This is a genomic window from Aeromonas sp. 55A (assembly GCF_051919665.1).
Taxonomy (GTDB): domain Bacteria; phylum Pseudomonadota; class Gammaproteobacteria; order Enterobacterales; family Aeromonadaceae; genus Aeromonas; species Aeromonas veronii.
Map to the genome: position 1 here is coordinate 4,102,672 of NZ_JBQBEH010000008.1, position 21,405 is coordinate 4,124,076.

The 21,405-nt window shown below is 57.8% G+C and carries 18 protein-coding genes and 1 pseudogene; 13 read left to right on the top strand and 6 right to left on the bottom strand.

The genetic code is table 11. The annotated features are described in order from the left end of the window. Positions 1 to 89: 89 nt before the first annotated feature. A complete protein-coding gene (gene nagE, locus ACTG2G_RS22795; protein ID WP_021231106.1) occupies positions 90 to 1,568 on the bottom strand; it encodes an N-acetylglucosamine-specific PTS transporter subunit IIBC in 1,479 nt (492 codons plus the stop codon). 273 nt (positions 1,569 to 1,841) lie between these two features. Between nagE and nagB the strand changes: the two genes are divergently transcribed. Genes nagB through nagC form a run of 3 tightly spaced genes read left to right on the top strand, consistent with a single transcriptional unit; the run spans position 1,842 to position 5,016 of the window. Continuing rightward, positions 1,842 to 2,642, top strand: a complete 801-nt coding sequence (gene nagB / locus ACTG2G_RS22800; RefSeq protein ID WP_005334308.1) for a glucosamine-6-phosphate deaminase — start codon at positions 1,842 to 1,844, stop codon at positions 2,640 to 2,642. A 9-nt stretch (positions 2,643 to 2,651) separates the two neighbouring features. Next, positions 2,652 to 3,797, top strand: a complete 1,146-nt coding sequence (gene nagA, locus ACTG2G_RS22805; RefSeq protein WP_421386316.1) for an N-acetylglucosamine-6-phosphate deacetylase — start codon at positions 2,652 to 2,654, stop codon at positions 3,795 to 3,797. 4 nt (positions 3,798 to 3,801) lie between these two features. Then, the gene (gene nagC, locus ACTG2G_RS22810; protein ID WP_257124651.1) at positions 3,802 to 5,016 is read left to right on the top strand and encodes a DNA-binding transcriptional regulator NagC; all 1,215 of its coding nucleotides are present in this window, start codon (positions 3,802 to 3,804) and stop codon (positions 5,014 to 5,016) included. A 71-nt stretch (positions 5,017 to 5,087) separates the two neighbouring features. Here the strand turns inward: nagC and ACTG2G_RS22815 are convergent, their stop codons facing one another. Continuing rightward, complete coding sequence (locus ACTG2G_RS22815) at positions 5,088 to 6,704, bottom strand: phosphoethanolamine transferase (RefSeq protein ID WP_270660480.1); 1,617 nt, start codon at positions 6,702 to 6,704, stop codon at positions 5,088 to 5,090. Positions 6,705 to 6,934: 230 nt separating this feature from the next. Here ACTG2G_RS22815 and ACTG2G_RS22820 point away from each other — a divergent pair. The 9 genes and pseudogenes from ACTG2G_RS22820 to ACTG2G_RS22860 all read left to right on the top strand — a co-directional run bounded on the left by ACTG2G_RS22820 (position 6,935) and on the right by ACTG2G_RS22860 (position 17,863). Next, positions 6,935 to 8,169: pseudogene (locus ACTG2G_RS22820) on the top strand (HD-GYP domain-containing protein). Between the two features lie 353 nt (positions 8,170 to 8,522). Further along, positions 8,523 to 10,193 carry a LytS/YhcK type 5TM receptor domain-containing protein gene (locus ACTG2G_RS22825; protein ID WP_421386315.1) on the top strand — a complete coding sequence of 557 codons (1,671 nt, stop codon included), beginning with the start codon at positions 8,523 to 8,525 and terminating at the stop codon, positions 10,191 to 10,193. Then, on the top strand, positions 10,190 to 10,894 hold the full coding sequence (btsR, locus tag ACTG2G_RS22830; RefSeq protein ID WP_005350523.1) for a two-component system response regulator BtsR: 705 nt from the start codon (positions 10,190 to 10,192) through the stop codon (positions 10,892 to 10,894). Before ACTG2G_RS22825 ends, btsR begins: the two co-directional genes overlap by 4 nt. Positions 10,895 to 11,034: 140 nt before the next feature. Further along, a complete protein-coding gene (locus ACTG2G_RS22835) occupies positions 11,035 to 12,456 on the top strand; it encodes a carbon starvation CstA family protein (protein ID WP_019445441.1) in 1,422 nt (473 codons plus the stop codon). Between the two features lie 211 nt (positions 12,457 to 12,667). Next, positions 12,668 to 13,006: a DUF3302 domain-containing protein gene (locus ACTG2G_RS22840; RefSeq protein ID WP_005344404.1), complete on the top strand. Its 339-nt coding sequence runs from the start codon at positions 12,668 to 12,670 to the stop codon at positions 13,004 to 13,006. A 3-nt stretch (positions 13,007 to 13,009) separates the two neighbouring features. Further along, a complete protein-coding gene (locus ACTG2G_RS22845; protein ID WP_019445440.1) occupies positions 13,010 to 14,047 on the top strand; it encodes an HlyD family secretion protein in 1,038 nt (345 codons plus the stop codon). A gap of 112 nt (positions 14,048 to 14,159) precedes the next feature. Further along, positions 14,160 to 15,920 carry a DEAD/DEAH box helicase gene (locus tag ACTG2G_RS22850; RefSeq protein WP_439985925.1) on the top strand — a complete coding sequence of 587 codons (1,761 nt, stop codon included), beginning with the start codon at positions 14,160 to 14,162 and terminating at the stop codon, positions 15,918 to 15,920. A 112-nt stretch (positions 15,921 to 16,032) separates the two neighbouring features. Then, positions 16,033 to 17,472, top strand: a complete 1,440-nt coding sequence (gene dacB / locus ACTG2G_RS22855) for a D-alanyl-D-alanine carboxypeptidase/D-alanyl-D-alanine endopeptidase (RefSeq protein WP_005350510.1) — start codon at positions 16,033 to 16,035, stop codon at positions 17,470 to 17,472. 94 nt (positions 17,473 to 17,566) lie between these two features. Continuing rightward, a complete protein-coding gene (locus tag ACTG2G_RS22860; RefSeq protein WP_223849348.1) occupies positions 17,567 to 17,863 on the top strand; it encodes a GrxA family glutaredoxin in 297 nt (98 codons plus the stop codon). A gap of 129 nt (positions 17,864 to 17,992) precedes the next feature. On the opposite strand, the gene ACTG2G_RS22865 is transcribed toward ACTG2G_RS22860, so the two are convergent. Further along, positions 17,993 to 18,838: an endonuclease/exonuclease/phosphatase family protein gene (locus ACTG2G_RS22865; protein WP_216979116.1), complete on the bottom strand. Its 846-nt coding sequence runs from the start codon at positions 18,836 to 18,838 to the stop codon at positions 17,993 to 17,995. 107 nt (positions 18,839 to 18,945) lie between these two features. On the opposite strand from ACTG2G_RS22865, the gene ACTG2G_RS22870 reads away from it, so the two are divergent. After that, positions 18,946 to 19,170, top strand: coding sequence for a hypothetical protein (locus ACTG2G_RS22870; RefSeq protein WP_005344394.1), 225 nt, complete (start codon positions 18,946 to 18,948; stop codon positions 19,168 to 19,170). Here the strand turns inward: ACTG2G_RS22870 and yciA are convergent, their stop codons facing one another. The 3 genes from yciA to ACTG2G_RS22885 form a co-directional block, all read right to left on the bottom strand. Beyond that, entirely contained in the window at positions 19,171 to 19,575 is a 405-nt protein-coding gene (gene yciA, locus ACTG2G_RS22875) for an acyl-CoA thioester hydrolase YciA (RefSeq protein ID WP_005337875.1), read from the bottom strand. Positions 19,576 to 19,634: 59 nt separating this feature from the next. Further along, positions 19,635 to 20,453, bottom strand: coding sequence for an NAD-dependent epimerase/dehydratase family protein (locus ACTG2G_RS22880; protein WP_439985864.1), 819 nt, complete (start codon positions 20,451 to 20,453; stop codon positions 19,635 to 19,637). A gap of 153 nt (positions 20,454 to 20,606) precedes the next feature. Next, on the bottom strand, positions 20,607 to 21,206 hold the full coding sequence (locus ACTG2G_RS22885) for a hypothetical protein (protein WP_257697734.1): 600 nt from the start codon (positions 21,204 to 21,206) through the stop codon (positions 20,607 to 20,609). Positions 21,207 to 21,405 lie beyond the last annotated feature (199 nt).

A 21,405-nucleotide genomic window follows, 5' to 3' on the forward strand; every position in this document is an offset into this window, starting at 1 on the left:
TTTTCTTGGCTTTTTTATATAGGGCCCCTGAGCGGGGCCCTTAGTTATGTCAACAATGGACTTAGACTTGAGGTGAGCGAGTCGCTCGATTAACGCAGGGCTTTCATCTCACCGGCGATGATTTCGGCCAATGGGCCCAGAATCACCTGCAGGTTCTGCTCACCGAGTTTGACCACACCGGCAGCACCCAGGGCTTTCAGCTTGCGCTCATCGACGATGCTGCGGTCTTTCAGAGTCAGACGCAGACGGGTGATGCAGGCATCGATGGAGACCAGGTTCTCTTGACCACCCAGCACTTCCAGGTATTGCTTGGCCAGCTCGGTACGGTTGGTAGATTGAGCGGCAGCCGGAGCAGTATCTTCGTCATCTTCACGACCCGGGGTTTTCAGGTTCAGCTTGGCAATCACTACGCGGAACACTGTGTAGTAGAGGCCGAAGAAGACCAGACCCTGAGGGATCAGCATGTACCAGTTGGTCGCCAGCGGGTTACGGCTGGAGAGCACCATATCCACCAGACCGGCACTGAAACCGAAACCGGCCATCCACTGCATGGAGGCAGCGATGAACACGGAGATACCGGTCAGTACGGCGTGGATGACATACAGTACCGGCGCCACGAACATGAAGGAGAACTCGAGCGGCTCGGTTACACCGGTGAAGAAGGAGGCAAAGGCAGCTGCGATCATGATGGAGGCAACTTTCTCTTTGTTCTCTTTCTTGGCGGAGTGGTAGATGGCCAGAGCGGCACCCGGCAGACCGAACATCATGATGGGGAAGAAGCCAGCCTGGTACATACCGACCACGCCTTTCACCTGCTCCAGGCTCTTGCCAGCGGCCAGAGCGGCATCGATGGTAGCCTGACCACCCAGGAAGTTCGGGATGTCGTTGATACCGGCCACGTTGAACCAGAACACGGAGTTCAGGGCGTGGTGCAGACCGATCGGGATCAGCAGACGGTTGAAGAAGGCGTAGATACCGGCACCGGTTGAGCCCAGGCTCACGATGGACTCACCGAAGGAGACCAGACCACCGTAGATTGCCGGCCATACGGCCATCAGGATGAAAGATACGACGATCATCACCACGGAGGTTACGATCGGTACCAGACGACGACCGGAGAAGAAGGAGAGTGCCTTGTGCAGTTCGACGCTGCTGAAGCGGTTGTACAGCTCAGCGGCGATAACACCACACAGGATACCCACGAACTGGTTGCTGATCTTGGCAAACGCGGCAGGAACCTGCTCCACCGGGATGCTCTTGATCTGGGCCACAGCGCCCGGGCTCAGCAGGGTGGTAACGACCAGGAAGCCGACCAGACCTGCCAGAGCAGCAGAACCGTCTTTATCCTTGGACATACCGTAAGCAACACCGACTGCGAACAGTACGGACATGTTATCGATAATGGCTGCGCCCGCTTTAATCAGGAAGGCAGCCAGCGCACTGTCACCACCCCAACCATTCGGGTCAATCCAGTAGCCAACCCCCATCAGGATCGCGGCGGCAGGCAATACCGCTACCGGCACCATCAGGGCACGGCCGATCTTTTGCAAATAACCGAGAATGTTCACGGTTCCTCTCCTTAGTTAATGTTTTTCTAGAAATTAAGTGCTTATCACGTTTGACGCATAAGCCAACAAGGCTTGATTGGCAGTCTAGGGCTTTTATTTCGCTGCGCAAATTAATAAACCGATAATCGTGATCGTTATCACCCAAACAAGATAAAGGTGGTGGATAGATGTGGCTTAGTTCGCAATCTTTATTTACGCTATAAAACAACTTGAATCCGTCTTAGCCAATTGCCACCGCCAAACCGGTCGCAACCCGACACAGAGGTATCCCATATGCGCCTGATCCCGTTGAAATCTGCCAGCCAAGTAGGCCTGTGGTCTGCTCGTTACATTGTTGACCGCATCAACGCGTTCAAGCCGACCAGCGATCGCCCGTTCGTACTGGGCCTGCCCACCGGTGGCACCCCGCTCAACACCTACAAGCGCCTGATCGAGTTGCACAAAGCCGGTGAAGTGAGCTTCCAGAACGTGGTCACCTTCAACATGGACGAATACGTCGGCCTGCCGGAAGATCACCCGGAGAGCTACCACAGCTTCATGCACAACAACTTCTTCAGCCACATCGACATTCGTCCCGAGAACATCAACATCCTCAACGGCAATGCCGAGGATCTGGTGGCCGAGTGCAAGCGCTATGAAGACAAGATCAAGTCCTACGGCAAGATCCACCTGTTCATGGGTGGCGTGGGTAACGACGGCCACATCGCATTCAACGAGCCGGCTTCTTCCCTCTCCTCCCGCACCCGGGTCAAGACCCTGACCGAAGATACCCGTATCGCCAACTCCCGCTTCTTCGGTGGCGATATGGAGCAGGTGCCCAAACTGGCCCTGACTGTGGGTGTCGGCACCCTGATGGATGCGGAAGAGATCATGATCCTGGTGACCGGCCACGGCAAGGCACTGGCCCTGCAGGCCGCAGTGGAAGGCAGCGTCAACCACATGTGGACCATCTCCACCCTGCAACTGCATCCGAAGGGAATGATGGTGTGCGACGAGCCCTCCACCATGGAGCTCAAGGTCAAGACCGTTCGCTACTTCCAGCAACTGGAAGCCGCCAACATCGGCCGTCTGTAAGGAGTCGTCATGTACGCATTGACCAACTGCACCCTCTACACCGGCAGCTGCGTGCTGACCGGCTACGGGGTGCTTATCGAGGGCGACAAGATTGTCGCCATCTCTCACCTGGCCGAGCTGCCTGCGGGCATCGAGCAGATTGACCTCAAAGGCGCCAACCTGACCGCCGGTTTTATCGACGTGCAGCTCAACGGCTGTGGCGGTGTGATGTTCAACACCGACATCACCACCGAAACCCTGGCGACCATGCAGGCGGCTAACCTCAAATCCGGAACCACCAGCTTCCTGCCGACCCTGATCACCAGTCCGGATGCCGACATGAAGCAGGCCGTTGCGGTGACCCGTGACTACATGGCTGCACACCCCAACGAGGTGCTGGGCGTCCATCTGGAAGGGCCTTACACCAACCTCAAGCGCAAGGGGATCCACCCTGCCGCGCAAATTCGCCAGCCAGCGGACGAGATGATCGACTTCTTCTGCGCCAACGCGGATGCCATCACCAAAATCACCCTGGCTCCGGAGCGCAACGAACCGGCCCATATCCGCCGTCTGGTGGAAGCGGGCATTCTGGTCTCGGCCGGTCACACTGCCGCCAGTTACGATCAGGCCATGGCCGGGTTCGATAACGGTATTCGCTTTGCGACCCACCTCTACAACGCCATGACCCCGACCCTCAACGGTCGCGAACCGGGCGTCGTGGGCGCCATCTATGATCGCAAGGATGTCTACGCGGGCATCATCGTCGATGGCCACCATGTGCACTGGGCCAACGTGCGTCTTGCTCACAAGGCGCTGGGGGAGCGACTGGTGCTGGTCACCGATGCCACCGCAGCAGCCGGAGCGCCGGAAGGCTTTGAGAAATTTGATTTTTGTGGCACCACCGTCTTTTTACGCGATGGTCAGTGTGTCGACGAGAATGGTACACTCGGCGGTTCCTCCCTCACCATGATTGAGGGGGTGGAAAATCTGGTCAAGCAGGTCGGATTACCGCTCGATGAAGCACTGAGAATGGCCAGCCTCTACCCCGCTCGCGCCATTGGATGGGACTCATGTCTCGGTAGTATCCAGGTCGGTAAAGTAGCCAACCTCACTGTCTTCGATCAGGACTTCACGGTCCGTGGGACCGTGGTTAACGGACACTACACACAACAGTGACATCATGACTGGCGGACAAATAGCAAACGTAGATCTTATCAAGCAGGTCAACAGTGCAGCCGTGTATCGGCTCATCGACCTGCAAGGCCCCATCTCCCGGGTCAAGATTGCCGAGTTGAGTCAGCTGGCCCCGGCCAGCGTGACCAAAATAACCCGGCAACTGATCGAGCATGGCCTGATCAAGGAGACCTCTCCGCAAGCCTCAACCGGCGGGCGGCGTGCCATCTCCCTGACCACCATCAAACATCGCTTTCAGTTTGTCTCTGCCAAGCTGGGCCGCGGCTACCTGCAACTGAGTCTCTATGACCTCGATGGCAAGGAGCTCGACCAGCACGTCATTCAGGTGACCGAGATCGACCAGCAACCCGTGGTCGACATGCTGCTGCGTGAGATTGGCGCCTTTATCGATGCCAACCGCGAACGTTGTCGCAACCTCATCAGCATCGCGCTGACCATGCCGGGTCTGGTCAACCCGGAATCCGGCATGGTCATCTACACCCCCAAGTACCACATCCGCAATCTGGGACTGGCGAAGCTGCTTGAGAACCACTTCAACCTCCCCTGCTACGTGGGCAACGACACCCGCTCGCTGGCGTTAGCCGAACACTTCTTCGGCGAGTCCCGCGACTGCATGGACTCCATTCTGGTGAGCGTCCACCAGGGGACGGGCTCGGGGATCATCACCAAGGGTCAGGTGTTCCTCGGCCAGAACCGCAACGTCGGCGAGATCGGCCATATCCAGGTCGAACCGCTCGGCAAGCGCTGTCACTGTGGCAACTTCGGCTGCCTCGAAACCATCGCCTCCAACGAAGCGATCATCGACAAGGTGAAGGAGCTCATCAGCCGCGGTCATCAGAGCGCGCTGCAGGAGAAGCACATCACCATTCAGGAGGTGTGCAAGGCGGCGCTGGCGGGCGATGAACTGGCCCGCAGCGTCATCGAGAACGTGGGTGAGCATCTGGGACGGGCGGTGGCTATTACGGTCAACCTGTTCAACCCGCAGAAGGTGCTGATCGCCGGTGAAATCACCGCCGCCGAAGAGATCCTCTTCCCGGCCATCCGTCGCTGCGTCGAGCATCAATCCCTGCCGAGCTTCCACCGTGGCCTGCCCATCGTGAAAGCCCGCTTCCAGAACCAGCCGACCTATGGCGGCTTTGCACTGGTCAAGCGCGCCCTGCTGGAGGGAGATCTGCTGCAGATCATCATGGAGCAGAAGTAAGACACTGATCTTGCGAGATAACCAAACGGCAGCCACTGGCTGCCGTTTTCTATTGTGTGCTTGCTGGCGATTTAGCCCGCACGACATGGCTTGAACAGATCCAGCTTGTTGTCGTAAACACTCGTCTGCACATCCATGATCCCCAGCATGGAGTGAAAGAGGTTGTCATGGGAGAAGCGCTGGCTGCTCGCCTCCGCCGCCAGGCAACCCATATCAAGCTGGCGATCGGCCTGTAACTGAGGCGAGAACCAGGTCAGCAGCGGCACCCGTGTCTGATCATCCGGCGCAAACTTGTATGGCGTGCCATGCAGATAGAGCCCCATGGCCCCGAGGGATTCACCGTGATCGGAGAGATAGACCAGTCCCACATCATACTGGCTCTCCAGCGACTTGAGCTTGTCGATCAGCAGCCCCACCACTTTGTCGGTGTAGCGGATGGTGTTGTCATAGGTATTGACCAGCTCTTCGTTGCTGCAGTTTTCAATGTCGCTGCGCGGGCAGTCCGGCATAAAGACGCGCTCGCTGGCAGGGTAACGACGGAAATAGGTCGGGCCATGGCTGCCCATCAGGTGAAAAGCCACCAGCTTGTTGCCCTTCATCTCGGCAATCTGCTGATCCAGCCCCTCCAGCAGCACCTCGTCATAGCAAGACTCCCCCTGACAGAGCGCAGGATAGGACTTGGGAAGGATCTCGATGGTCGGCACATTGCGGCACACCCCTTTGCAGCCGCCATCGTTCTCTTTCCACAATACCGAGACTCCGGCATGTTGCAGCACATCGAGCAGGCCGTCACGGGAGCTGGCAAGCTGGTCATCGTAGCCACGGCGCGTGAGGTTGGAGAACATGCAGGGCACCGAAACGGCGGTTGCTGTACCGCAGGAGCGCACATCCCTGAACGACACCACTCCCTGCTCTTTTGCCGTAAAGCTGTTGGTCGCCTTGCCATACCCGTTAAGGGAGTAGTTCTGGCTGCGCGCCGTCTCCCCCACCACCAGGAACATCAAAGTCGGCTTGCTTCCCCGGGCCACCACCCTGGCATCGGTCCCCAGATGCTGGTAGGGGAGCGGCGTGGCAAACAGCACATCCCGCCCATATTTGTAGAGGCCGTGCACATAGTTGGCAGGCACAATCTCTTTGGCCAGCGACTTGTTGTTGCGACCGACCGAGGCGTAATCCTGATAGTAAAGTGCCGCGACGCCCCCGATAAACAGCAGAGAGATAGCCAATACACCTGCCCGCAACGCCAACCCCTGATACCAGCGAGCCGGATAGCGGATCCGCAGTGACCAGAGCACCAGAACAGGCAGCAGCCCGGTCAGCAGAAACCAGAGCGCAACCGAGCCATTCAAATAGGCCCCCGCCTCACCACTGTTGGTCTCCACTATGTTCTGGATCATGCCGGCATCGAAGATGACGCCGTATTTGAGCATGGCGTAACTTACGATGGAGCCAGTCAGAATGAGCACAGTAAAAAAGGGCTTGAGCACAAACCGGAACGTGAAGGGAATAAACACGGCATTGAGCGCCGCGATCAGCACCAGCGGGATCGAGATGGCAAATCCGGCTTTGACATGGGTCAGGGCGCTGAGCACCGTATAGAAATGCAAAAAGATTGGCCAGTTCAGTACCAGGGCGAAAAAGAGCACCAGCAACAGATTGGTTTGCAGTACACCGAGAGTTACACGCATAAACAACTCCTACATACCGGCCTGCAGTGCAGCGGGCCGGCCAAGCCAACAAAAACGACGGGGCCAGCGTAGGAAGTAAAACTTAAGCGCGAATTAAGAAGAGAAGCACGGCGCTCGTGCGCCCCATCACAGCACGGGGTGCTCCGCTGCCCCGAAATGGATTTTTAGTTGTCTATCCATCGGATTTTGCTAGCTTGTTGAGTAGGCATTCATGAAATGCAGGTTAACCGATGGCACTGATCCAAGCCTCGATAGAGCAATTGAGAGTAGGCCACTATATCCATCTCCCCACGGGATGGACTAACCACCCGTTTATGTTCAATACCTTCAAGATCAAGGATCAGCAGCAACTCGACATTCTCCGTCATCTTGATCTCACCCTGCTGATGGTCGACCCCGACAAGAGCGATCTGCCTATCGAGCCACTGTTGCGTGGCGATATCCCCGATGCCGGGCCCGATCTCGAAGAGCTGGAGTCCCTGATTGATGCCGGCCCGCCCCCCTTTGACGAAAAGGCCTTTCGCCGCTCCATGCGCGCCGCCGACAAGGCCTTTGGCCAATCCATGAGCGAGCTACGCGATGCGCTCGGGGCACTCAACCTCAAACCGGATGAAGGGCTGGCCAACACCGCACAGATCGTCCGCAATGCCGCCTTCACCCTCAGTCAGCACGAGGGCCCCCTCGGGCTCCACCTGATCCGCAGTCCCCACACCGATGTCCTGCTGCAGCACAGTCTCAATGTGGCTTTCATTGCCATGTTGATGGCGCGCGAACTGGGGATGAATCCCATCGAGCTGGAAGAGACCGGGCTTGCGGGACTTATCCACGACATCGGCGAACTGAAAATTCCCAGCCAGATCACCCAAAAGCGTGGTGAGCTAAACAAGGCCGAGCAGAACTTCCTCAAGATGCATCCCCAGTACGGATTTGACATGCTGAACCAACTCAATGCCTTTGAGCCCAAAATTCGTCAGGTAGCCCATCTGCACCACGAACGGCTCGACGGTAGCGGTTATCCGCTGGGGATCAAGGGGGGGAGATCCCGCCGCTGGCGCGGCTGATCGGACTGGTCGACTTCTACGACGAGCTGCTTCATCCCCGCAACAGCGGCACGCCGGCGGCACCGAGTCAGGCCATCAGCCAGCTCTACAAGTTATCCCAGAAGAAGTTCGACCAGAATCTGGTCAAGTTGCTGGTCAAGGTGCTGGGGGTCTACCCGCCGGGATCCCTGGTGAAACTCTCCGACGAGAGCATTGCGCTGGTACTCTCTACCGAACCCACCATGCCCCTCAAGCCGAAGATCCTGCCCTATATCAAGGCCCAGCGGCCGGAAGCGGTCGCCATGATCGATCTGCGGGAAGATGAACGCACCATCAGTGCCTTTATCAAACAGGAGGAGCTGGATGAGGGACAGCGGCAGTTCTTCAATCTGACCCGCCGCTTCTGTTACTACTTTGCATTCTGAGTTATCCCCAGAAGCTGGGGATAACTCATTGGACAAACCGGAATAATTGCACGAATCCCCACCAACAGGTTGCCATCTGATCATGTATAAAAAACGCCCAGCCAGGGGGCCGGGCGGAGCATGCCACTTCCATGTGGCGTATCCGACGGATACATTCATGCTCTATCCATCAATAGCAATCTGTCGCCTCTTACACAAATATCAATTTAACATGCTGATTTAATGTAGTTTTATCCATTTGTTCTGGCAAACTGGCGGTCCGTTGCGACCCGCAGGGCCAACCGAACAAGATCTTGATCACACTTATTCACGGGCTGGTTGTTTTTTAGGCTGGCTGATGAGGCGCGTTTTTTATGCAGTTGGTTCTCTCTTTGTTACAGCAGATGAGCGTCAGCCTGGTGATCGCCTATCTCTTCTCGAAAAGCCCGCTGCTTCGCCCGCTTGCCAACTATTCAGTGAGGATTCCTCACAAGGTACTGATATACATAATATTTTCATGTTTTTGCATCCTCGGAACCTATGTGGGCCTCGATATCGACGATGCCATCGCCAACACCCGGGCGGTCGGCGCCGTCTTGGGGGGATTATTGGGGGGACCGCTGGTGGGCTTTCTGGTGGGGCTGACCGGCGGTCTGCACCGCTATACGCTGGGGGGATTTACCGATCTCGCCTGCGCCATCTCCACCACCTGCGAGGGGTTGCTCGGGGGCATAGTGCACTGGCGACTGATGCGCTCGGGGCGAACGGATGCCCTGTTTGAACCACGCATCGCCTTCTTTACCACTCTCTATGCCGAGATCATGCAGATGGTCATCATCCTGCTGGTGGCGACCCCGTTCGACAAATCCCTGCTGTTGGTACGCACCATCGCCACCCCGATGATTCTGGCCAACTCCTGTGGCGCGGCGCTCTTTATCAGCATGATCCGCGACCAGCAGCGGATGTATGAGAAGTTCTCCCGGGTCTTCTCCGCCAAGGCGCTCAATATCGCCAACCGTACAGTGGGGATCATGAGTCAGGGCTTTACCCCACAGGCAAGCAACAAGATTGCCCGCATCATTCAGGAGGAGACCGGCGTTGGGGCGGTCGCCATCACGGACACCGAGCAGATCCTCGCCTTTATCGGCACCGGCGAAGATCACCATCTGCCGGGCACCCCCATCGCGTCAGCCATCACCATGCAGGCCATCGCCCAGAACAAGGTGCTGTTTGCCGATGGCAACAGCCAGCCCTATCGGTGCAGCCTCTCCTCCGCCTGCCAGCTGGGCTCGGTGCTGGTGATCCCGCTGCAGGGGGACAAGGGGGTGATCGGCACCATCAAGCTCTACGAGCCGAAGAAGCGGCTGTTTCTCAAGATCAACCACACCCTGGGGGAAGGGATTGCCAACCTGCTGTCACAGCAGTTGCTGGCCGGTCGGCTGGAGCAGCATCAGCGGCTGCTGGTGCAGTCCGAACTCAAGCTGATCCAAGCCCAGATCAACCCCCACTTTCTGTTCAACACCCTCAACACCATCAGTGCCATCACCCGGCGCGATCCGGACAAGGCGCGGGATCTGCTGCTGCATCTGTCGCTGTTCTTTCGCAAGAACCTCAAACGCCAGAGCGGCCTTGCGACTCTGCAGGAGGAGCAGGAGCACTGCCAATCCTATCTGGAGATCGAGCTGGCCCGTTTTGGCGATCGGCTGACGGTGATAAACGAGATCCCGCCCCATCTGGCCACACTGCGACTGCCCAGCTTCACCCTGCAACCGTTGATCGAGAATGCCATCAAGCACGGCATCTCGACTCTGCTGGAGCAGGGGCGTATTCACCTCTGGACCGATGAGCATCCCACCAGCGTCACCATCCATGTGGAAGATAATGCAGGCACCTGGCAAGCACATCCCGCTGGCGACGGTCTGGGCATGACCATCGTAGACCGGCGACTGAAAAGCGCCTTTGGCGAGCGCTATGGCGTGACTATTGCGTGCGAGCCGGAACAGTGGACCCGGGTGTCGTTCACCATCCCCAAGGAGCAACCATGATCCGCACTCTGATAGTCGATGACGAACACTATGCCCGCGAAGAGCTGAGGCAGCAGCTGGCCTGCGATCCTGCCATCGAGATCGTGGGGGAAGCGGCCAACGCCATCGAGGCGCTGCCGCTTATTCAGCGCCTCAAGCCCGACGTGGTGTTCCTCGATATCCAGATGCCCAAGCTGAGCGGCATGGAGCTGGTCGCCATGCTCGACCCCCTGCCCCGCATCGTCTTTGTCACCGCCTTTGACGAATATGCCATTCAGGCCTTTGAAGAGAACGCCTTCGACTACCTGCTCAAGCCGGTGGAGCCCGCCCGGCTCGCCAAGACCCTCGCTCGCCTCAAGCAGGATATCTCCCCGCAGCCCATCGAGCGGCTGGCCCCGACTATCGAACATATTCCGGGCTATCTGCACAATCGGGTCAGGTTGCTGCCCATCGCGCAGGTGGAATATGCCTTCTCCGATCTGGGCGGGGTCCATGTGGCCTGTCAGGGCGAGCTGTTCCACACCCAGCTCACCCTCAAATCGCTGGAAGAAAAGAGCCCGCTGCTGCGCTGTCACCGCCAGTATCTGGTCTCCCCCAACGCCATCTTCGAGATCCGGCTGCTGGATAACCAGCTGGCAGAGATTGTCACCCCGAGCGGCGCCCGGGTGCCAGTCAGTCGTCGCTATCTCAAGGAGCTCAAAGATCAGCTGGGGCTGGACTGAGCCGCGGAGTGTGCGCCTGATCACAGCCGCCGACCGCTCGGCGCGCCAAAGCGCCGCTCGGGGAGTTTCACCTGCCAGTCAAGCGCAACCGTTTTAGACTCGCTCTGCACACTAAAAAATAACAATGCAGGAGCGTAGCAATGATCTGGTTCTTCCTCTGTGTCGGCTTACTTGTGGCCGGCTACTTCATATACGGCAAATTCATCGAACGGATATTCAGCCCGAAACCCGAGCTGAAAACCCCCGCCATCACCATGGCTGACGGGGTGGACTATGTCCCGATGTCGGACAAGAAAGTCTATCTGGTTCAACTGCTCAACATCGCAGGTGTCGGCCCCATCTTCGGCCCCATCCTGGGTGCCCTCTACGGCCCCGTCGCCATGCTCTGGATCGTCTTTGGCTGCATCTTCGCCGGTGCGGTACATGACTACTTCTCCGGCATGCTGTCGGTGCGCGCCAAGGGAGCCTCGGTGCCAACCGTGGTCGGTGAGCATCTGGGCACCGCCGCCAAGCACTTCATGAACCTGTTTGCCGTGGTGCTGCTGATGCTGGTGGGCGTGGTATTCGTGCTGAGCCCGGCAGGGCTGCTCGCCAACCTCACCTCCACCGATCTGGTCTACTGGATCGTGGCAATCTTTGCCTACTACATCCTCGCGACCATAGTCCCCATCGACAAGATCATCGGCCGCTTCTACCCCATCTTCGGCGCCCTGCTGGTCTTCATGTCGGTCGGCCTCATCGTTGGCCTGATCGCCTCCGGCAAAGGCTTCTACAATACCGGGATGGACTTCTCCAACCTGCACCCGACCGAACTGCCACTGTGGCCGCTTCTCTTCATCACCATCGCCTGTGGCGCGGTATCAGGCTTCCACGCCACCCAGTCACCGCTGATGGCGCGCTGCATGCAGAACGAAAAATCCGGCCGCTTCATTTTCTACGGTGCAATGATCGGTGAAGGGATCATCGCCCTTATCTGGTGCACCCTGGGTCTCTCCTTCTACGACAGCACCGAAGCGCTCAACGCTACCATGGCCAACGGCGGTCCGGCAGCCGTGGTGCACGAAGTCTCCACCAGCCTGCTCGGCACCGTGGGCGGCATTCTGGCCATCCTCGGCGTGGTGATCCTGCCCATCACCTCTGGTGACACCGCGTTTCGCAGTGCTCGCCTGATCGTGGCGGACTTCCTGAAGATGACCCAGAAGCCGCTGGCCAAGCGTCTGCTGATCGCCATCCCCATGTTTATCCTTGGCTTCATCATCTCCAAGGCTGAATTCGGGGTGATCTGGCGCTACTTCGGCTGGGCCAACCAGACCACCGCCGTCATCATGCTGTGGGCTGCGGCTGCCTACCTCATCAAAGAGGGCAAGCTGCACTGGATCTGCACCATTCCCGCCATGTTCATGACTGCTGTCGTGATCACCTATCTGGCCAACGCCCCCATCGGGTTCGGGCTGGAGATGGGGACCTCCACCATTATCGGCCTGACGGCAACGGCAGCCATTACCGTGGCCTTCCTGATGAAGTTCCGCCAACCATTGGTTAGCAATCCCAGTGAAGGGTGATGTCTGACTTGATGTGGTAAAAAAGGGGCCAAAAGGCCCCTTTTAAATTGACAAAAAAACCAATAAAACAACTCGTTATTCCCTTAAGCTCCTATACAGCACAAGCCCTTAAGATTCCGTGCGACCTGACGATAAATATGTGATTTTAAATTGCTTTCCCGAATATATGAATCAATGATAAAGCTGTGCTTAAAGCCAGTGGAGGTTATACATGTTCCTTGATTACTTTGCCCTTGGCCTGCTCGTCTTTGTCGCGCTGGTCATCTTCTACGGAATCATCGTGATCCACGATATTCCTTACGAAATCGCCAAACATCGGAATCATCCCCATCAGGATGCCATCCATGTTGCCGGCTGGGTCAGCCTGTTTACGCTGCATGTGTTGTGGCCTTTCCTCTGGATCTGGGCAACCATCTATCGCCCCGATCGCGGCTGGGGCTTTAACCAGCGCCTGCAAAAAGATGAAGATGATATCGCGGCCCTCAGAGAAGAGCTGGCTGAACTGAAGGGCCGTCTCAACCATATCGAACAGCAAGAGCAACAGGGATAAATCATGGACCTGCTACTGATCCTGACCTATACGGCACTCTGTGTAGCCATTTTCAAAATCTTCCGCATCCCGCTCAACAAGTGGACTGTTCCGACTGCCGCGCTGGGTGGTGTGGTGCTCATCGGCACCCTCATCATGCTGATGAACTACAACCACCCCTACTCCGAGATGGCGCGCAACTACTACCTCTCCACCCCTATCGTACCTCTGGTCAAGGGCCGGGTAGTCGAGGTACCGGTGCAAGCCAACCAGCCGGTGAAGAAGGGCGATGTGCTGTTTCGCCTCGATGACGAGCCTTTCAGACTGAAAGTGGAGAGCCTGAGCGCCCGACTTGATGCCAACAAGGATCAACTCAAGTCCATTGACGCCAGACTACGCTCCGCCAAACTGGACAGAGATCGCGCCAGTGACCTGATGCGCCGTGGCGTCGGCAAGCAGCGTGACCTCGACGTGACTCAGGCGAGCGTAGACGAGATCGCCGCCCAGATGGATCAGCAACGCGCCACGCTGGAAGATCTGCAGGCCCAGCTCGATGAAGCCAAATACCAGCTGGCCCAGACCGTGGTCTATGCCCCGAGCGATGGCCATGTGGTGCAGCTTGCCCTGCGTCCAGGCATGATCGCCACCCCGTTTATGTACCGTCCGGTGATGACCTTCATCCACAAAGATGAGACTGCCTATGTTGGCTGGTTCTGGCAGAACAGCATGCAGCGTCTGGCGGTGGGTGACGAGGCCGAAGTGGTGATTGACGGTATCCCCGGCAAGATCTTCAAGGGCAAGGTAACCGCCGTGATCCCGGCCATCGCCGCCGGCAACGTGCAGGCCAACGCCATGCTGCTGGATCAGACCAGCGCTATCCGCCCGGGCCGCATGCCGGTGCTCATCTCCATCACCGACCCCGAGTGGGCTAAGTATCAGGTGATTGCCGGTGCCAGCGGCCAGGCCGCCGTCTATACCGAGTATTTCCACCATGTTTCTGTAATGCGCAAAGTGCTGCTGCGCATGGCAAGCTGGATGAACTACCTCTTCCCCTTTCACTAAGCACGCAATGTATTCAACGGGCCGGCATCATGCCGGCCCGCTGTTTTTGTGACGGCAAGCACCCTATAATGGCGCCACCCTGCGCCGCACCATGCCCAAACGCCACGCCCCCATGTTCGTTCTCAGACCCTATCAGACCGACGCCGTCAACGCCGTGATCAGCCACTTTCGCAAACACCCGGATCCCGCCGTGGTGGTGCTGCCCACCGGGGCCGGCAAGAGTCTGGTGATTGCCGAGCTGGCCCGCAAGGCGCGCGGTCGGGTGCTGGTGCTGGCCCACGTCAAGGAGCTGGTGGAGCAAAACCACGCCAAGTACGAGGCGTGGGGGCTCAAGGCCGACATCTTCGCCGCCGGTCTGGATCGCAAGGAGGCGAGCGCTCAGGTGGTGTTTGGCTCGGTACAGTCGGTTGCCCGCAATCTGGATGCCTTCGACAGCGCCTTTTCGCTGCTGATCATCGATGAGTGCCATCGGGTCTCGCTCGATGATGACAGCCAGTACCATCAGGTGATCGACCACCTCAAGGCCGCCAATCCGGCCCTCAAGATCCTCGGCCTCACCGCCACCCCCTATAGGCTGGGGCTGGGCTGGATCTACCGGCGCCACTACCACGGCATGGTCAAGAGCCACGGCGAGCGGCTGTTCGGCGACTGCGTGTTCGAGCTGCCGCTACGCTTTATGGTCAAAAACGGCTACCTGACGCCGCCACGCATGGTGGATGCCCCCATCGTCCACTACGACTTCAGCAAGTTGGTGCCGCGGGAGAACGGCCTCTTTAGCGAGGCGGATCTCAACGGCGAGCTCAAGCGCCAGCAGCGGGTTACACCCCATATCCTGAGTCAGGTGCTGGAGTATGCCGCCGACCGGCAGGGGGTGATGATCTTTGCCGCCACCGTCGAGCATGCCCGTGAAATTCACGGCCTGCTGGGCGCCAGAGGCCAGCAGGCAGCCCTTATTACCGGCGAAACGCCGGGGCCGGAGCGCGATGCCCTCATCAACGCCTTCAAGGCGCGCGAGCTCAAGTTTCTGGTCAACGTGGCGGTGCTCACCACCGGCTTCGACGCCCCCCACGTCGATCTTATCGTGATGCTCAGACCCACCGAGTCGGTCTCCCTCTATCAGCAGATCGTGGGGCGGGGCCTGCGCCTCTCGCCGGGCAAGGAGGATTGTCTGGTACTCGACTATGCGGGCAACAACTTCAACCTGTTCGCCCCCGAAGTGGGGGAGCCTCGCCCCCACGCCGGCACCGAACCGGTGCAAGTGCCCTGCCCCGCCTGCGGTTTTGCCAACACCTTCTGGGGAAAAACCGACGAGGATGGCAAGGTGATCGAGCACTACGGCCGCCGCTGTCAGGGGCTGTTTGAAGATGACGAGGGCAACCGCGAGGAGTGCGACTACCGCTTTCGCGCCAAGATCTGCCCCGGCTGCGGTGCGGAGAATGACATCGCCGCCCGCCGCTGCCAGAGCTGCGATCAGCTGCTGGTCGACCCTGACGACAAGCTCAAAGAGGCGCTCAATCTCAAGGATTGCATGGTGATCCGCTGTGCGGGGCTAACCCTCACCGCAGGGCGCGGCAAACAGGGGGAGCGGCTGGAGGTGACCTACCACGATGAGGATGGGCTGACCCTCAGTGAATACTTCGGATTTCACTCCCCGGGCGCACGGCGCTTGTTTCAACAGCACTTTGTGCGTCATCATTGGCCCGCCCCGGGGCTGGAGCCTGAATTTGCCACCCTGGCGAGCGTGCTGGCCGCGCAAAGCCAGTTCCGTCATCCGGATTTTGTCATCGCCCGCAAATCGGGTCGCTTCTGGCAGATAAAAGAGAAAATTTTTGATTATGAGGGTCGCTATCGTACCGCCAACTCGCTGGCATGATGGCGACCGGCATACATGGCATGAATTGCGTTATCCCGTCGATCCCGCATCGGCTGGTTGAATTATCAGGGTCGGCACCACTGCCGGGCCCTTCGTCACGTTAGAGGATGTTATGCAGCGGCTGTTGATTGGTTTTTGTGCTCTCTTTTCTTCTCTGGCGGCTCATGCCGCCCCGCTGACGCCCCCTCAGGGTGGCCAGTACGCCATCATGGTGCAGGGCAATAACGGCGTCGAGTTCGCCCGCCACGCGGATCAAATGATCGCTCCAGCTTCCACCATGAAGGTGCTCACCGCGCTGGCGGCCCGCCTCGAGCTGGGTGCCGACTTCCGCTTCGCCACCGACATTCAGGCCCAACCCGGTGCCAAACAGGGTGACACCATCAACGGCGATATCTGGATCAACTTCGTCGGCGACCCCACCCTCTCCCGCATGGATCTGCTGGCCCTGTTCAAGCAGCTCGGCGTCACCAGCATCAAGGGGAATGTCTACGTCAACACCGGCGCCTACAACGGCTACGAACGCGGTAACGGCTGGTCGTGGGGGGATCAGACCCTCTGCTTCGCCGCGCCCGTCTCCTCGGTCATCATCGACAAGAACTGCGCCTACGGCACCATCACTGCCACCCAGATTGGCAAACCAGCGGTCGGCAACGTGGCCACCGGCGTGCCCATCGGCATCGGTGCCGACAACGTGGAGGTGATGAGCTATGGCGATATGGCACGCCAGTTCTGCGCACTGGAAGTGGACATGGCCAAGGGCAACTTCTACGAGCTCAAGGGCTGCATTACTCCGAACAAGGAGCCGCAGGGTCTGCGTTTCGCCATTCACGACGTGGAAGCCTGGGGCTGGGACAACATCCGCTGGGCGATGAACCGTGCCGGTATCAAGCATGATGGCCTGCTGCGGGTCACCCACAAGGCCCCGGAAGGGGCAGAGACCCTCGGCACCCACTACTCGGTCTCCCTGCCGGTAATGCTCGCCAAGATGCTGAAGAAATCGGACAACCTCTACGCCGATACCTTCCTCAAAACCGTGGGCCGTCACTACTACAACAAGCCGGGCAGCTATCGCAGCGGCACCATGGCGGTGCGCGCCATCCTGACCAAGAACGGCATCGATCTGGGCAATGCCACCCTGGCAGACGGCTCCGGTCTCTCCGCTCACAATCTCATCAGCGCCCGTCAGATGATGTCGGTGCTGAACTTCATCCAGAAAAATGATGCCGAGCTTGGCCTGATCAAGCTGCTGCCAAGCTCCCAGGTGGATGGCACCCTGGCGTGGCGGCGAAGCGTCACCGCCCCCATGATGAAGAACAAGGTACATGCCAAGACCGGCACCATCACCGGCACCTCCAATCTGGTAGGCTTTATCGACACGGCAGGCGGCCAGCGCAAGGCGTTCGTGATGTTCCAGCGCGGCCTGTCCCAAGATCCGGCCACCCATGAGCGCTACCGTGCCAGCAAGGCGCCGTGGCCCTGGACCGTATTCGAGAAGGGGGTGCTGGAGAGCATCTATCAGCAGCAGCCGATCCAGATCGCCGATGAGAGCTGAGCCAATAGGCCCACTCGAATCACGGTATCGATAATTTCGGCTTCAAGTCGCCACGAGGCAGGGCTATGCTGTTGCCTGCCTCATTTCAACGGCCATACATAAACGGCTTAAAAAACGGAGAGAAAATATGTTTGCAGTGATTTTTGGTCGCCCGGGTTGCCCCTACTGTGTCCGTGCCGTACAGATCGCCGAGCAGCTGACCGAACAGCGCGATGACTTCAAATTCCGCTACGTGGATATCCATGCCGAAGGGATCACCAAAGAAGATCTGGCCAAGAGCGCCGGCAAGCCGGTCAACACCGTGCCGCAGATCTTCCTGGACGAGCAGCACATCGGTGGCTGCACCGATTTCGAAGCCTACGCCAAAGCGAATCTGGGTCTCTACCAGTAATTCCAGCGGGTCATCCCTAGCGGGTTCGGGTTGACCGCCAGAGCGTAAAAAAATCCGGCGCCATCAGGCGCCGGATTTTTTTATTAGCGGAACTCGCACCATCCCTTGTCAGGAAGTCACAGACTGGGGTCAGGGAGTCACAGACTGGGCGGCAAAGCGCGCAATGATGGGGTTGTGATCCGAGCTGTCGGTGGCCGGTGAACTCACCTCGACCAGGTCCAGATTGCGGTAGTAGAGGTGATCCAGCGGGCGACCGAAGGCGGTGCGGCGCAAGTCAGGCACCGGCACGGCCTCTTGCAGCCCCAGCTCGTCCACCAGTTTGCTTAACCAGAACTGGCGCTTGTCGCTCCAAGTGTTGAAATCACCGGCCAGAATAACCGGCCCCTGATGGCGACGCACCAAGGCAGTCAAATCGTTGAGCTGCTCGCGGAAGGTAGCCATCCCCAGCTCGAAGTTGACCGCATGGATATTGATGACCATGACGCCATCAGGATCGCCCTGCAGCGGATAGAGGCTCACCAGCCCGGATTTGGGAATGCGCAGCAAGGGCTCGGGAGAGCGCACGCCACAGACGAACGCCTGCGGGGTCTTGGCCACCGTCATCACCCCGAACGACACGCCGCCCTGGGTGAAGGCTTGCAGCTGTTGCCAATGGAAATCACCGGCGCGCAGCCAGTCGAGCATATCGGGACGAGTGGCCGACTCTTGCAGCAGCACCAGATCCTGCCCCTTGGCATAACTGTCCATCCCTTCGCGCCAGTTTTTGCGCTGGCCCTTGTAGAGATTCCACACCGTCACCCCGAATTCACGGGGCAGCGCCGTGGTCGCCAACGCTACCAGCGGCGGACGCTGGCAGTCGAGTCCCGGCACAATCCCTTGAGCTGTGACCAGATGGTTCTGATCCGGCACCTCAAAACAACCTACCAACCCCAGGGTCAGCAGGGAGGTGCCAAGAATGCGATAACTATTTTTCATTGGCTAACAACCGCCCGCCTTTGCTTTTTGTTGCGACCATCACAAACGTCATCCACGCCGACTAAGCTGATAGTCCCTGTTCCACCCAACCAGAAGGACCTTGTCTCATGGCGAAAGAACTTCGGTACAACGTGACGTTTTATGATCAACAAGGAAATTGTCATCAAGTGGAGCTGTCCACCGTCTATCAGATAAGACGGGACCCTCAATGCGATCTCTGCCTGTTCGACACCCTGCAATATGTGGGCTCGGAAGAGATGCTGGAACGCATGATACGGCAAAAAACCGGGCTTGAGCAGGAAATATCCATCATCAATGCCCGGCTGATTTAATCAGGCACTCACCGGAACCGGGCGGGATTTGCCCTGTTCGTCGATGGCGACATAGGTGAAGATCCCCTCGGTCACGCAGTAGCGCTGGGCGTCGTTTTCCCGCAGTACCGGCTTGACCCACACCTCCAGCTTGAGCTTCATGGAGCTGCGGCCGATCTTCATGCAGCGGCCGTAGCAGCAGACCACATCACCCACCTTGACCGGACTGTGGAAGGTCATGCCTTCGACGGATACGGTACAAATACGTCCTTTTGCCAGCTCCTTGGCCATAATGCCCCCACCTATATCCATCTGGGACATGATCCAGCCACCAAAGATGTCGCCATTGGGGTTGGTATCGGCTGGCATTGCCAGGGTTCTCAGCAACAACTCCCCATCGGGGTGACGTTTTGTATCTACCATCATTACCGCCTCTCTCTCATGGATGGCGGCATGATAGGGGGCGATCACCCCCTTGGCAAACCTCAATTACCCGAGGCAGCGAGCTCGGCAAACCAGTGGGCCGGATCGGGCCAGCGATAGTTGAATCCCATCTGCTGACAAATCAGCTGACCGTCGATGGGCTGAAATTCACCGGCAGGCTCGATAAAGACCGGCACGGGCAGCCCCTGCTGACGCGCCGCAAAGGGGTAGAACTGCTCGCGGCGCGGATGCACCGGCGCGCTCAGGTTGAAGACATCTCCGTCCTTGCCCCGCTCCAGCAGCAAGATGCAGGCCGCCACCACATCGTCCAGATGGACCAGATTGACCGACTGGGCGCCGCCATCGAGAGTCTTGCCCGCCAGGAAACGGCCGGGATGGCGATCCGGGCCATAAAGGCCGGAGGGACGCACTATCATCACCGTCTCGAAACCGGCCGCCAGCACCGCCCGCTCCGCCGCCAGCATCCGCTCGCCACGGGCATGGCGGGGTTGGGGCTCTTCCCCCTCCTGCTGTCCTGCGCCCCATACCGAGGTGGCGCTGACAAACAGCACCCGCCGGGTGCCATTCGCTTTGGCCAACGCGCAGGCCCTTGCCACCGCCTGCGGATAGTCATCGGTCTTGCTGGGCGGTACGCAGATAACCAACGATTCGCAGGGGATGGGCCACGCATCCGACATATGGGCAGAAATCGTCAGCGGATGGGCGTTGATCCCCTCTCCCTGCAGACGTGCCGCCTTCTCGGCGCTGCTGACCGTCACCGCTACCTGCTTGCCTGCCGCCAGCAGAGCCCGCGCCAGCGGCAACCCCAGCCACCCCGCCCCCAGAATGCCGATCGTCCCGGCGAAATGTTGTTCTGTCATCGTCCCTTACTCCTGCTTAACGCTATTTGCCCCGCAGCTTACCTGCCACAGCATAAAAGGAAAGCCTCTCTACTGAACTTAAAAAGCCAATGCCTACTTTTACTTCGTTGTTCAACCTCCCATTAGAAGTTGAATGCAAACGGCCCTATGCTTTCAATAAAATACTTGTGGTAACGTTCGGTAAATTGCGGCCAAACCAACAACACCTAAGATTAAAATCAAAGAACACATAATATATGTGACAATAAATCCAACCTCACCTCTCTTAACTCTACACCACTCCAATTTCAATATATCCCCAGCAGGGTTAATTATTTTATCATTCATGATGTCATGATTCGGACATCTATTTTCGTTCAACGCTAACACAGCATCATCCAGTGACTTTAACAATTCGCAATTCAACTTTTTCAATCTTTTGTCAGAGTCATTCTTGTTAAGTCTTAAATGAATCATAATTTTATTCTGCAACAACAATCCATACGTATCGTAAAACTGCTGATCTAACTCCTTTCTCATGACTTCCTCATTCTGATCTCTGCTTCTGTCTCTTTTTTTCTGAAGAAATACACATTTATTAAAGTTGCTAATAAAGTTAGAAACTTCAGCGCGTAAATTGTTTATCCAATCCTGTCTAAAATCAGATATTTTTGAATGCTTGGAATTTAATTGAGAGAAAAAAGCAAACGCAGCAGTAAGCCATGCTGCGGCTAATGCAGCAGTCGCAACATATAGCGTATAAGTGTTTTGCATACCAACCTCTTTTCCAGTATTGAATTAACCACATAAAACAAAGCCATTAGATTTTATTAAAAGAATCCTGCCCAGCTTCTTCCAACATATCAACACCTTTCTTCACTACACATATTATGATGGTGATCAGATTGCAGAAATAGGCATCCATGACCTGCTAATAAAAAGCGGGCCAATAGCCCGCTTGGTTATATTTCAC

Coding starts and splice junctions, on each gene's coding strand:
- nagB (WP_005334308.1), top strand. CDS start 1,842: ATGCGCCTGATCCCGTTGAAATCTGCCAGCCAAGTAGGCCTGTGGTCT.
- nagA (WP_421386316.1), top strand. CDS start 2,652: ATGTACGCATTGACCAACTGCACCCTCTACACCGGCAGCTGCGTGCTG.
- nagC (WP_257124651.1), top strand. CDS start 3,802: ATGACTGGCGGACAAATAGCAAACGTAGATCTTATCAAGCAGGTCAAC.
- ACTG2G_RS22815 (WP_270660480.1), bottom strand. CDS start 6,704: ATGCGTGTAACTCTCGGTGTACTGCAAACCAATCTGTTGCTGGTGCTC.
- ACTG2G_RS22825 (WP_421386315.1), top strand. CDS start 8,523: ATGCAGTTGGTTCTCTCTTTGTTACAGCAGATGAGCGTCAGCCTGGTG.
- btsR (WP_005350523.1), top strand. CDS start 10,190: ATGATCCGCACTCTGATAGTCGATGACGAACACTATGCCCGCGAAGAG.
- ACTG2G_RS22835 (WP_019445441.1), top strand. CDS start 11,035: ATGATCTGGTTCTTCCTCTGTGTCGGCTTACTTGTGGCCGGCTACTTC.
- ACTG2G_RS22840 (WP_005344404.1), top strand. CDS start 12,668: ATGTTCCTTGATTACTTTGCCCTTGGCCTGCTCGTCTTTGTCGCGCTG.
- ACTG2G_RS22845 (WP_019445440.1), top strand. CDS start 13,010: ATGGACCTGCTACTGATCCTGACCTATACGGCACTCTGTGTAGCCATT.
- ACTG2G_RS22850 (WP_439985925.1), top strand. CDS start 14,160: ATGTTCGTTCTCAGACCCTATCAGACCGACGCCGTCAACGCCGTGATC.
- dacB (WP_005350510.1), top strand. CDS start 16,033: ATGCAGCGGCTGTTGATTGGTTTTTGTGCTCTCTTTTCTTCTCTGGCG.
- ACTG2G_RS22865 (WP_216979116.1), bottom strand. CDS start 18,838: ATGAAAAATAGTTATCGCATTCTTGGCACCTCCCTGCTGACCCTGGGG.
- ACTG2G_RS22870 (WP_005344394.1), top strand. CDS start 18,946: ATGGCGAAAGAACTTCGGTACAACGTGACGTTTTATGATCAACAAGGA.
- yciA (WP_005337875.1), bottom strand. CDS start 19,575: ATGATGGTAGATACAAAACGTCACCCCGATGGGGAGTTGTTGCTGAGA.
- ACTG2G_RS22880 (WP_439985864.1), bottom strand. CDS start 20,453: ATGACAGAACAACATTTCGCCGGGACGATCGGCATTCTGGGGGCGGGG.
- ACTG2G_RS22885 (WP_257697734.1), bottom strand. CDS start 21,206: ATGCAAAACACTTATACGCTATATGTTGCGACTGCTGCATTAGCCGCA.